The sequence below is a fragment of the Photorhabdus kayaii genome, from assembly GCF_025384895.1.
Lineage (GTDB): Bacteria > Pseudomonadota > Gammaproteobacteria > Enterobacterales > Enterobacteriaceae > Photorhabdus > Photorhabdus kayaii.
In genome coordinates this window covers 21,019-33,964 of sequence record NZ_JAJAFZ010000037.1, presented here as the reverse complement: position 1 = coordinate 33,964, position 12,946 = coordinate 21,019, and the positions used below count along the sequence as shown (strand labels likewise).

General features: G+C 44.0%; 6 protein-coding genes and 2 pseudogenes. 6 read left to right on the top strand and 2 right to left on the bottom strand.

What is annotated here, in order from left to right; genetic code table 11:
• Nucleotides 1-66 precede the first annotated feature (66 nt).
• The 5 genes from LGZ98_RS14330 to LGZ98_RS14310 all read left to right on the top strand — a co-directional run bounded on the left by LGZ98_RS14330 (nucleotide 67) and on the right by LGZ98_RS14310 (nucleotide 8,845).
• Nucleotides 67-2,649, top strand: a complete 2,583-nt coding sequence (locus tag LGZ98_RS14330) for a TonB-dependent receptor (RefSeq protein WP_228901597.1) — start codon at nucleotides 67-69, stop codon at nucleotides 2,647-2,649.
• Nucleotides 2,650-3,124: 475 nt separating this feature from the next.
• The gene (locus LGZ98_RS14325; RefSeq protein WP_228903262.1) at nucleotides 3,125-3,667 is read left to right on the top strand and encodes a DUF8189 domain-containing protein; all 543 of its coding nucleotides are present in this window, start codon (nucleotides 3,125-3,127) and stop codon (nucleotides 3,665-3,667) included.
• A gap of 496 nt (nucleotides 3,668-4,163) precedes the next feature.
• Nucleotides 4,164-5,282: a PLL family lectin gene (locus tag LGZ98_RS14320; protein WP_228903115.1), complete on the top strand. Its 1,119-nt coding sequence runs from the start codon at nucleotides 4,164-4,166 to the stop codon at nucleotides 5,280-5,282.
• A gap of 656 nt (nucleotides 5,283-5,938) precedes the next feature.
• Nucleotides 5,939-7,054, top strand: coding sequence for a PLL family lectin (locus LGZ98_RS14315; RefSeq protein ID WP_228903114.1), 1,116 nt, complete (start codon nucleotides 5,939-5,941; stop codon nucleotides 7,052-7,054).
• 660 nt (nucleotides 7,055-7,714) lie between these two features.
• The gene (locus LGZ98_RS14310; protein WP_113044084.1) at nucleotides 7,715-8,845 is read left to right on the top strand and encodes a PLL family lectin; all 1,131 of its coding nucleotides are present in this window, start codon (nucleotides 7,715-7,717) and stop codon (nucleotides 8,843-8,845) included.
• Nucleotides 8,846-9,167: 322 nt separating this feature from the next.
• On the opposite strand, the pseudogene LGZ98_RS14305 reads toward LGZ98_RS14310, so the two are convergent.
• Nucleotides 9,168-9,791, bottom strand: a pseudogene (locus LGZ98_RS14305) (nucleotidyl transferase AbiEii/AbiGii toxin family protein); the annotation flags it as partial.
• Nucleotides 9,784-10,260: pseudogene (locus tag LGZ98_RS14300) on the bottom strand (type IV toxin-antitoxin system AbiEi family antitoxin domain-containing protein); the annotation flags it as partial. The pseudogenes LGZ98_RS14300 and LGZ98_RS14305, both read right to left, overlap by 8 nt.
• Nucleotides 10,261-10,388: 128 nt before the next feature.
• Between LGZ98_RS14300 and mutS the strand changes: the two are divergent.
• Nucleotides 10,389-12,944: a DNA mismatch repair protein MutS gene (gene mutS, locus LGZ98_RS14295; protein ID WP_228901509.1), complete on the top strand. Its 2,556-nt coding sequence runs from the start codon at nucleotides 10,389-10,391 to the stop codon at nucleotides 12,942-12,944.
• Nucleotides 12,945-12,946: the final 2 nt, after the last annotated feature.

Sequence of the window (12,946 nt, the reverse complement as noted above, 5' to 3'; positions counted from 1 at the left end):
TTTCAATCTCATACGGCATAGAAATATAGAAATAAAAGAAGTTTAAAAAGTTATGGAGAACTTACTGTGCCATATCATATTAACTGCCGAGATTCACAACCACGTTGGCAGAAAAAGTCTTTAGCCACACTGTTATTGCCATTAATACTGCTACCGGCATGTCCCCTTTACGCTACCACACCAGCAGATACACTCTATGCCGTTCATATTCCGCCAGGTTCATTAGGTAATTCTTTGTCCCACTTTGCGGCGCAAACCGGTACGGCGCTCTCTTTCGATCCGAATTTAACCAACGGGCTAACAGCACCTTCATTAAACGGCAGTTTCAGCGCTCATCAAGGTTTAGTACAACTGCTCACAGGCAGCCATTTACAACTGTCCCAACGTACCGATGGCAGTTATACGCTGGTAAAAATGACAAAGAATATGACCAATGAAGGTGTAATCGTACTAAACCCCCTTACGGTAGCTGGCAATCGCGGGTATTCAGGTAATGAACCATTGCGATTCGACAGTACCACCATCAAAGGCAAAGATATTGAAAAATTTGGCGTGATCCACCCCGTTGATATTTTCAAAACAACACCGGGGGTATTATCCGGCGAAGCGCGTAGTTCAGGCAGCCTGGATGTGAATATCCGGGGCTTGCAAGGACAAGGCCGAGTCCTAACCACCGTTGATGGTGCATCTAACCAGACCGCGCTATACCGCGGCTATCAAGGTGTCTCCAACCGTTCCTTTATTGATCCCGATTTCATTGGCCGGGTAGATATTAGCAAAGGCCCGACAGGAAAAGGCGGCATGGGTGCCATTGGCGGTACCGTGGAGATAAAAACCATTGAAGCCAGTGATATCCTCCTTGATGGACAAAAGGCAGGACTGCGCCTGAAAGGAAGTCTGTTGAACAACCATTCCAATCCTGACGATTATCAACGCAATGATTGGGCTTCCCCATCAAAAACCTCTCTTTTCGACGCAAAGAATCGCACCGGGAGTATTGTTTTCGCGATAGCCGAACCTTCCTATGAATTACTGTTTGGTGCTTCTCAGCGCAAGCGAGGTAATTACCATTCAGGTAAACACGGACCGGGCGCTAAGGAACGTGGCATGCCAGGCTATTTGTGTGAGAGTGATCCACAAGATTGCCGCATTCAACAATTCAGTGAACAAATGGCCGGTTATTCGCTGTACGCAATGGGAGATGCCGTCCCAAATACTTCTGAAGATAGCCAGTCATTACTGGGTAAAGGAAAAGTTCGTTTTGGTGATGGTCATGAAATCTCGGCTATCATTAGCCATTACCAAAATCTCTACGGAGAATCCTATGTCGCGGATATGGCAAACCTGAGCCAAACATTTATGATCTTGGAACAGGGGCCACTGACACGACTCAACATGAATAGACACAGCCTCAACTATAAATGGGAACCTGCGTCAAATCCCTGGATTAATTTGGATATCGGAGTATGGCAAACGCGGGTTAACGATCGCCCTCGAACCGCAAATAATGCCCTCGGTGATAAAAAATTCATGCGTACAGTAGGGATGAATTTGAGTAACACCTCATTATTTGAGCTTTCAATGCAAGATATTGAGTTAAACTACGGCGCCAGCTTTATTCGTGAACGCACTGGCCCAAGCGCAGGTAAATGGAAATATGCCGTTAATCGGGAAGGAGAGCGTAAAGAAGGCCGTTTTTTCCTAAACGGGAACTATATGCTTGCCGACCGTCTGACCTTAATGGGCGGATGGGATTTTAAATCCTACCAGATCGAAGATGACAGTCCAGCTCGTCCGGGTAGCTCTTGGTTACCACAGCTCACCTCTGGGAAAGTAAACAATAAGCGAGACCATGCTCACGGCTATTGGGTAGGTACTAAGCTTGAACTTAATCATGAAACAGCACTACATGCCAAATATGCCTATTCCCCACGTTTTCCATCAATGGTTGAAGGTATTCGTGGCTATATGATGAGTGTTGACGATCATATAAAACCTGAAATTTCAAAAAATATCGAAGTTGGGCTGACATCACGCTTCCCAAATATCATTGCTCAAAATGATAGCTTCGATATCAAAATGTCCTACTTTGATAACCGGGTAAAGGACTATATCAGCCGAGCATGGATGGATGATTACTGGAGTATGTACATCAGTAATATTAAAGAAGCAAAATTTGCCGGACTGGAATTGGCGAGTATTTACCATAGCGATCACTTTGATGCGCGTTTATCGATGAATTACTACACAAAAGTCAAATTCTGTACGGAAAATGAAGGATGCGTGGCACGTAGCCTCCCTTCGGATTATGCGACTAATCACATTCCTCCTAAATATGCGGTATCACTCGATCTGACACAGCGATTCTTAAATGACAATGTATCTGTCAACGCCAGAGTTTCCCATTATGGACAACGATCTGTGCCAGCAGGAAAACCAGGACGCGGTTCTGCTCCTTTATTGGCGCCCATTATCTGGCGACCTGCAACTGTGGCCGATATCTCTCTGACTGCCCGCATAAATAAGCATGTCGAATTTGAGTTTGGTGTGGATAATGTGTTCGACAAATATTATATCCAGCCACTTAGCCTCGGTTATATCCCTTCACCGGGAAGAACGTTTCGTGCCGGTATCACAACTTATTTTTAAATTCATTCGTTAAGCTGGTGGCATATCCATGATATGCCACTTTTTGGCAACAGAATGTAATTAGAGTAAAATCAATATATCAATATATCAATATAAAACCTCAGCATTGGTTTAAATTTTCACATAAATACAATATGCCATCAGATATTTCCAATGAAGTTAAAACAACTTTAAAAAAATATTTAAAATAGAAATAAAATGAAACTTTAAAATAATGAAATAGTTTACATGTAATTAATTGTTTTTAAATGATTGTATGTAAAAATATATATCAACCTATAGATATTTATAATATACAATCATATCTTATCGATAACTTAATTGTCATAAGTTAATTTCAAATAAAACATTATTCATTATTTTTTAAGAAGAAATAAAAACATAAACAAAAATATTAATTTTAAATAATTAAGACATTAATTATTAAATGACTATTTGGTGAATCTAAAAAATTATTTTTAACGAGGATATACATATGAAAAAAGAGCCGATTAAAACATTAAATCCAGATAATACTGAGTTATCTGTTACGGACGAAGTAGAAATCGAAAACCCTACCATCGCGGTATCTGGCATTGTCTCAGTAACGAACACCTCTGATGGTCGGATCGAGGTTTTCGGTGTAGGTGGCGATAATGCAGTGTGGCGCAATGGGCAAACGACACATACAGGTGCTTCCTGGACCGGCTGGAGCTCACTCGGTGGAAGTGTGACCAGCAAACCCGCCGCTTATCTCAATTCAGACGGTCAATTAGAAGTATTCGTACGCGGCTCCGATAATGCGTTATGGCATAACTGGCAAAATGATACCCATTCCGGCTCATGGTCCAACTGGGCCTCATTGGGTGGCGGACTTTCTAGCGGCCCAGATGTCGTGGAAAACGCTAATGGCTATATTGAAGTCTTTGTACGCGCCACTGATAACGCACTCTGGAACATCAAGAGGACGAGTCCATCATCATGGTCCTCTTGGGCCTCACTTGGTGGAACCTTGATCGATGCTTCAGCGATCAAATAATTTGGAAAGCGTTAGAATTAGCTTCGCATAAGACAAACGTAATCTTCTGGCCCGATGCATTAACGAAAATATTCACTGCGCTGCATCGGACCAGTGGTATTTAATTTTCTGGAGTTAACCCAATAGCCAGATGACGAATTGTATACTTTAATAATGATCATCAGATATTTTGAATAAAAAACAAATATAACCGTAAAAAACAGACTTAAAATAGAAAACCAAGAAAACTTTAAAATAAGAAAATAGTTTATATCTAATTAATGTTTTTTAGATATTCGTATTTAAAAATACATATCAACACATAGATCTCCATAATATAAAATCACACCCAGCAATTTAATAATTAAAGTTTAATATCAAATAAAATATTACTTATTCATTTTATGAATAAAAACATACAGAATGCAATCGGAAATATTAATGTGAAATTAAACATATTGCTTATCAAATGATTACTTAGTGAATCTAAAAATTTATGCCTAAACAGGATATATATATGAAAAAAGAATCTATTAATACATCAGCTCCAGATAATACCAAGTCATTTGTTGAAAACGAAACAGAAGTATCCAATGAAATTTCTTGGACGGCGTTACCCGGAATTATCTCGGCGGCAAACAACGCCGATGGTCGACTTGAGGTGTTCGGTATAGGCACCGACAATGCTGTATGGCACAACTGGCAAACGGTACCAAACACCGGATCTTCTTGGTCCGACTGGCACTCGCTGAATGGAGGAGCGACCAGCAAACCCGCAGTTTACATTAATTCAGACGGCAGATTGGAAGTATTCGTGCGTGGCACAGATAATGCGCTATGGCATAACTGGCAGACCGTCCCCGGTGCCGGTTGGTCAGGCTGGCAATCTTTAGGTGGTCAGATCACCAGCAACCCAGTGGTATATGTCAACTCCGATGGACGGCTTGAGGTTTTTGTACGCGGCTCCGATAATGCCCTCTGGCACATCTGGCAAACCGCTCCCCATGCCGGCCCGTGGTCTAATTGGCAGTCACTAAATGGCGTGCTCACCAGTGATCCAACAGTATATGTTAACGCCAGTGGTCGGCCTGAGGTCTTTGCGCGCAGCAACGATTACTCTCTCTGGTACATCAAGCAAACGGCTTCTCATACCTATCCTTGGACAAACTGGCAGTCACTGAGTGGTGTGATAACGAGCAATCCAGTGGTGATCAGCAACTCTGATGGTCGGCTTGAAGTCTTTGCACGCGGTTCCGATAACGCTCTCTGGCACATCTGGCAGGTCGCTCCTAACTCAGGTTGGACAAATTGGCGGTCACTGTCTGGTGCCATTACCAGCGACCCAGCGGTACATATCAACGCCGATGGCCGGCTTGAAGCCTTTGCGCGTGGCCCCGATGACGCTCTCTGGCATATCTGGCAAACGGCAGCATCGGGTTCATGGTCTGAGTGGGCTTCATTGTCAGGCGCGATTACCAGCGCTCCTGCGGTAGCGAAGAATTCTGACGGCCGGCTTGAGGTTTTTGTACGCGGTGCGGATAACGCTCTCTGGCACATTCAGCAAACTACATCATCGTCATGGTCTAGCTGGGCATCCCTCGGCGGCAACTTAATCGACGTTTCAGCCATTAAATAATCTGGAAAGATTAGCTTCACACAAGACGCGCATAACTTTCTGGCTTGATGCATTAAAGGAGAACATTCACTATGCTGCATCAGGCCAGCAGTATCTCATTTGCTGGAATCAACCCAATTCTCAACACGCAAACCAAGCATTCACTCAGACTTGCGCATGTGGTTGATGACAAAGATATAGTTTTGTCTATCCAATGTAGACTCTTGGTCGAATATACCCAAGAAGGCAATTTCAAATAAAGCCCCGTTTTATAGAATATTCATGAACTAGAATCTGTGTTTTTTTAATGCCAGTCGGCAAACTGTTCGCTTCCGCAAAGATTATCAGATGTTTTTAATGCAATTAAAACAATCATGATAAAAATATATTTTCAAATATAATAAAGATGAAACCTTAAAACAGCAAAACAGTTCATTCATAATTTATTATTTTTGAATGACCGTATGTAAAAATATATATAAACACACTAGGTTTTATAATGTAGCATCTCATCCACTTAATACTTCACGGACCATCAATCAACATCAAATAAAGCATTAATTATTTCTTCAAAGAATAAAGAGTAAAAGTGAGAATGTTGATTCACAGAATTAAACATCTTGCTTATTAAATGACTATTTAGTCAATCTAAAAAATTATTTTTAACGAGGATATATATGCAAGAAGAACCTATTAATATACCAAAGCCAGATAATACCGAGTTACTTGCTGCAAATGAGATAGCAATCGAAAACGCACCAATCGCGTTGTCTGAAATTGTCTCAGTAGTAAACACCTCCGATGGACGGCTCGAAGTTTTCGGTGTGGGCACTGATAATGCCGTGTGGCACAACAGACAAACGGCACCACACTCAGGCTCTTCCTGGTCCGGCTGGATCTCACTTAACGGAAACGTAACCAGCAAACCTGTCGTTTATATCAATACAGACGGTCGGCTAGAGGTATTCGCACGCGGCACCGATAATGCGCTCTGGCACATCTGGCAAACCGCCGCCAATGCCGGTTGGTCAAACTGGCAATCTTTAGGGGGTACAATTACTAGTAACCCCGCGGTATATGTCAACACCAATGGCCGGCTCGATGTCTTTGCACGTGGCACCGATAATGCACTTTGGCACATCTCACAAACTGCCGCTCATTCCGGTCCGTGGTCAAGCTGGCAATCTTTGAACGGTGTGATCACCAGCAACCCGGCGGTTCATATCAACTCCGACGGCCGGCTTGAAGTCTTTGCGCGTGGTACCGATAACGCACTCTGGCACATCTGGCAAACCGCTCCTGATTCCAATCAGTGGTCAGGTTGGGATTCACTCGGTGGTGTAATCACTAGCGATCCTGTCGTCATCAGCACCGCTGATGGCCGGCTTGAAGTCTTTGCGCGCGGTTCCAATAACGCACTCTACCACATCTGGCAAACCATTCCCCATGGCGGCCCGTGGTCCAACTGGGCTTCGTTGAATGGCGTGATTACCAGTGCTCCTGCGGTGGTGAAGAACTCCGATGGCCGGCTTGAAGTTTTTGTACGCGGCACCAATAATGCGCTCTACCACATCTGGCAAACGGTTTCCCATTCCGGTCCGTGGTCTAACTGGGCCACGTTAAATGGCACGATCACCAGCGCACCAACGGCAGTGGAAGACGCCGATGGTCGACTTGAAGTTTTTGCGCGTGGCACCGATAACGCACTCTGGAACATCTGGCAAGCCACACCATCGTGGTCCGCTTGGGTATCCCTCAAAGGCAGCTTAATCGACGCTTCAGCAATCAAATAATCTGGAATGAATCCAGCTTTGCACAAGACGAACGTCACCTTCTGGCCCGATACGCTAAGGAAAATATTCACTGCGCTGCATCGGGTCAGTGGTACCTAATTTGCCGGTAAAAATCTCATATTCGATACACAAACCTGGCATCGATTCGAGTTGGCATATTATCGTTGATGACAAGGAGATATTTTTGTCTATCTGAAACAGACTATTAGTCGAATATGCCTGGAAAACAACTTCAAATAGAATAACCTCTTTTAGGTACATGATTAAATCAGGATCTACGTTTCTCAATAGCCAGATTATGAATTTTGTGCTTTAATAATGATTCAATAAAATATTTTAAAAAAATTAAAAAAACATTAAACAAATATATTTAAAATAGAAACCAGCGGGGGCTTTAAAATGAAAAATAGTTTGTGAAAATTAATTCCACTTAAATAATTTCGTATAGAATAATATATAAAATATGTGATTACATAATACGAGACTATATTTAATTAACATTTTACAGCTCAATAAATAACAAAAAAACATCCACCCTTTATTTCATTAATAAAATAACATAGGAGACGAGTGAAAACATCAATATATAAATACGAATACCTCTCTCATTAAATGATTATTTTCTGAATCCTAAAAATTATTTTTAAAGAGAATATACATATGAAAAAAGAACCTATTAAAATGCCAAATCCAGATAATACCGAAGCATATGTTGCAGGTGAGGTAGAAATCGAGAACTCTGCGATAGCGTTATCTGGAATTGTCTCAGTAGCAAACAATGCCGATAATCGACTTGAGGTTTTCGGTGTAAGCACTGACAGCGCAGTGTGGCACAATTGGCAAACAGCACCGCTTCCAAACTCCTCTTGGGCCGGCTGGAACAAGTTTAACGGAGTAGTAACCAGCAAACCCGCCGTTCATCGTAATTCGGACGGTCGATTGGAAGTATTCGTGCGTGGTACGGATAATGCCCTCTGGCACAACTGGCAGACCGCCGCTGATACCAATACCTGGTCAAGCTGGCAGCCGCTGTATGGAGGTATAACCAGCAACCCTGAGGTGTGTCTCAACTCTGACGGCCGACTTGAGGTCTTTGCACGCGGCTCGGATAACGCGCTATGGCACATCTGGCAAACCGCGGCCCATACCAATTCGTGGTCAAACTGGAAATCTCTGGGCGGCACGCTCACGAGTAACCCGGCTGCACATCTCAACGCCGATGGTCGGATTGAAGTCTTTGCTCGCGGTGCCGATAATGCCCTTTGGCACATTTGGCAAACGGCTGCTCACACTGATCAATGGTCAAATTGGCAGTCACTAAAAAGTGTAATCACTAGCGACCCAGTGGTCATCAACAACTGCGATGGTCGGCTCGAAGTCTTTGCTCGCGGTGCCGATAGCACACTCCGGCACATTTCACAGATCGGTTCTGATTCCGTTTCATGGTCAAACTGGCAATGTTTGGATGGGGTGATCACTAGCGCCCCAGCGGCGGTGAAGAATATCTCCGGCCAGCTTGAGGTCTTTGCTCGCGGCGCTGATAACACGCTCTGGCGCACCTGGCAAACTTCCCATAACGGCCCGTGGTCTAACTGGAGCTCATTTACAGGCATTATCGCCAGTGCCCCAACGGTAGCGAAGAATTCAGACGGTCGGATCGAGGTCTTTGTGCTTGGCCTTGACAAAGCACTCTGGCACCTCTGGCAAACCACTTCATCAACCACATCATCGTGGACCACCTGGGCTCTCATCGGTGGTATCACCTTGATCGACGCTTCTGTGATCAAATAATTTGGAAGGAACCAACTTCTCACAAGATAAGCGTAATCTTCTGGCCCGATGCATTAAAGGAAATATTCACTGCGCTGCATCGGGCCAGTGGTACTTAATTTGCTGAAGTTAACCTAATATTCGACACGTAAGCTCAATACGGGTTCAAACTCATACATTATTGTTCATGACAAAGATATACTTTTGGTTGAATATACCCGTCATCTTTCAAGTTGCCTCTTTGTTGGCTGCACTCGCTCACCCCGGTCACATAGTTATCTATGCTCCCGGGGATTCACTCCCTTGCCGTCGCGATCCATCTTGAAATCCATAGGGTATAGAGCTCAGAAATATCCTTCCATCGAGGATTAAGCACTTCAGACAATGGGCGGGGATGACTAAGCAAATAGGTAATGAACCCATTAAAGATAGAACGATCTATTCCCCGCGTTTCAAGCAACATCTTGACGTCGAAGAGATCACGTGGATGCTGGCGATCTAACGCTGCACATAATTTACCACCATAGAGATCAGCAATCGAAACAACCTGAATAGAAGCAAAACCAAATTCATCTTCTACAGCCTCAACAACATCACGCTCCTGAGGTGAATACAGCGTACCGCGCGCAACCGGTGAGACTTCAATTTTTATCTGCGCATGTTGAGAAGTAACAATAATGCGCATTTCATCAGAATTATTGGCTTGTAGTGATGCAAAAATCCCCACTTGTTGTTGGAGTAAAGTGGCAATCCTAGTTAATGCCGCTCGAACATTAGGTAACGCTAACTCCCTGCTTTCCAGCGGTATATAAACCAGATCAATATCAACTGACAAACGGGGAAAATCACGTACAAACAAATTAATCGCCGTCCCACCCTTCAACGCAAAACAGTTCTCTGTTGCCACCACAGGCAGTACACTCATCAACAACACTACTTGTCGGTAATACGGAGAATATTTATCCATGAAATAATCCATTATTAAAATACTTTTCCGGAACCGTAATCTGATACCGTTTATCCAACTTTCCTCCTAACACGACTTGACGCTTCCCTGCTCCTAAATCAATTTTAGTTTTATCAATACGCTTAGCCCATACATGGGCATAATAATCGGTCAAAAAAAGATATAAACGGTTAGTTTGGATCGCATGGCTGGAATGAAGGAGTATTTCTACTTTGCGCGGTCTAAGGTTAACTAAACCTTGGAAAAGTTCCGCAGCATGTTCAAAAGAAAACGATACAGGCACAGCATCTAAAACTTCGTAAGCAGCTAATTCAGGCATGCTGGCTTTTAGCTGGTTTCCTTTGATTTCAACTTCTGTCAGATATTTCTCATCAAGTAGAGACAACTTCTGGTTAGACAGCAAAAACCAGTCAACATTGGGAAATTCTTTAAACCACCTCGGCAACGCAGCTTTATCTTCCACACAGAGTCAAATTAACCAGACCAAAATTACAGCTAAATTTGCGAATTGCTTCCAGATTTTACTTGTGTAAGTTTAAAGCTTGGTGCGATACCATAACGAAAGAATTGATTCACAAACTTAACTAAGACCACTGCATGATTAATACAGAAACCTTCGACACCCACACGCCCATGATGCAGCAATATCTCCGCCTTAAAGCACAGCATCCTGATATCCTGCTGTTTTACAGAATGGGGGATTTCTATGAGCTCTTTTATGACGATGCCAAAAAGGCTGCAAAATTGCTGGATATTTCCCTGACCAAACGAGGTCAATCAGCCGGCAATCCTATCCCTATGGCAGGCGTGCCACATCATGCAGTAGAAAACTATCTAGCTAAGCTGGTTCAATTAGGTGAATCAGTCGCTATCTGTGAGCAAATTGGCGATCCTGCCACCAGCAAAGGCCCAGTTGAACGTAAAGTTGTTCGCATCGTTACCCCCGGCACCGTGACAGATGAAGCGTTATTGCAGGAACGGCAAGATAATCTGCTGGCGGCTATTTGGCACGATAATCAAGGATTTGGCTATGCCACACTAGACGTGACATCTGGCCGCTTCCAAATATCTGAAATGGCAGAGCTGGAAACGATAGCCGCTGAATTGCAACGTAGCCGCCCTGTTGAATTACTCTATCCTGAAAGTTTTGAGCATATGGTGCTGATTGAAAATTTTCATGGCCTGCGCCGTCGCCCTTTATGGGAATTTGAGCTGGATACCGCAAAACAGCAATTGAACTTGCAATTTGGTACCCGTGATCTCGTCGGTTTTGGTGTGGAAAAAGCAGCACTTGCTCTGCGTGCCGCTGGTTGCCTGTTGCAATATGTCAAAGATACTCAACGCACGGCGCTGCCACATATCCGTGGCATTACGATGGAACGTCAGCAAGATACGGTTATTATGGATGCCGCAACCCGTCGTAATCTGGAACTGACACAAAATCTGTCTGGCAGTACAGATAATACTCTCGCTTCTGTTCTTGATCTGTGTGTTACCCCAATGGGTAGCCGAATGTTGAAACGCTGGTTGCATGCGCCTGTCAGGGACCGCCAGATATTAGAAAATCGTCAACAAGCTATTGCTACCTTGCAGGAAATTGGCTTGGAGTTGCAGCCATTTTTGCTACAGATAGGTGATCTCGAACGTGTACTAGCACGCTTGGCTCTACGCTCTGCTCGGCCAAGGGATCTGGCAAGAATGCGCCATGCATTCCAGCAATTACCGGATATCCATCAAGTTATGGACTCCTCAGATTCCCCTTATATCAAGCAATTGCAGAAAAATATCGGCAGGTTTGATGAATTACAGGAATTGCTTGAAAAAGCGATTGTAGAAACACCTCCGGTATTAGTTCGGGATGGTGGCGTAATCGCACCGGGTTATAACAGTGAACTGGATGAGTGGCGCACACTGGCTGATGGTGCCAGTAACTATCTGGAACAACTGGAAATCCGTGAACGAGAAAAGCTGGGTCTTGATACTCTGAAAGTCGGCTTTAATGGTGTTCATGGCTACTATATTCAAGTCAGCCGAGGGCAGAGCCATCTGGTGCCAATTCACTACGTCCGCCGCCAGACACTGAAAAATGCTGAGCGTTATATCATCCCTGAGCTAAAAGAATATGAAGATAAGGTTCTGACCTCTAAAGGGAAATCTCTGGCAATAGAGAAAGCGCTTTACGAAGAATTATTCGATCTACTGCTGCCTCATTTGGCCGAATTACAAACCAGCGCCGAAGCACTGGCTGAACTTGATGTATTGGCAAATCTGGCAGAACGCGCTGAAACCCTGAATTATGTTTGCCCAACATTGAGCGATAAACCGGGAATCCAAATCACTGGTGGTCGTCATCCGGTTGTTGAGCAAGTTCTGAGTGAACCATTTATCTCAAACCCACTCTCTTTATCTTCACAGCGGCGTCTGTTGATTATTACCGGCCCAAATATGGGCGGTAAAAGTACCTATATGCGTCAGGCGGCGCTTATTACACTTCTGGCCTATATCGGTAGCTTTGTACCGGCTGAAAAAGCGGTCATCGGCCCAGTTGATCGTATATTCACCCGTGTAGGTGCTTCCGATGATCTGGCATCCGGCCGTTCAACCTTTATGGTGGAAATGACCGAAACCGCCAATATCTTGCACAATGCGACAGAACAAAGTTTGGTATTGATGGATGAGATTGGTAGAGGAACATCAACCTACGATGGCCTTTCTCTGGCATGGGCATGTGCAGAAAATCTGGCAAACCGCATTAAAGCAATGACTCTGTTTGCTACTCACTATTTTGAGCTGACCACGTTGCCGGAAAAACTTGAAGGCGTGGTTAATATTCATCTGGATGCGGTAGAGCATGGAGATACCATCGCATTTATGCACAGCGTGCAAGAAGGCGCAGCCAGTAAGAGTTACGGATTGGCAGTTGCTTCTCTCGCTGGCGTTCCACGTGAAGTGATTAAACGGGCTCGCCAGAAACTTAAAGAGCTGGAATCGCTATCCAACCATGCAACAGCAAGTCATGTCGATACACCACAACTTGCACTACTAACAGAAGAGACATCACCGGCGATTGAAGCATTGGAAAATCTCAATCCAGACTCACTGACTCCGCGTCAAGCATTGGAATGGATTTATCGGCTAAAAGATATGGTGTAAGA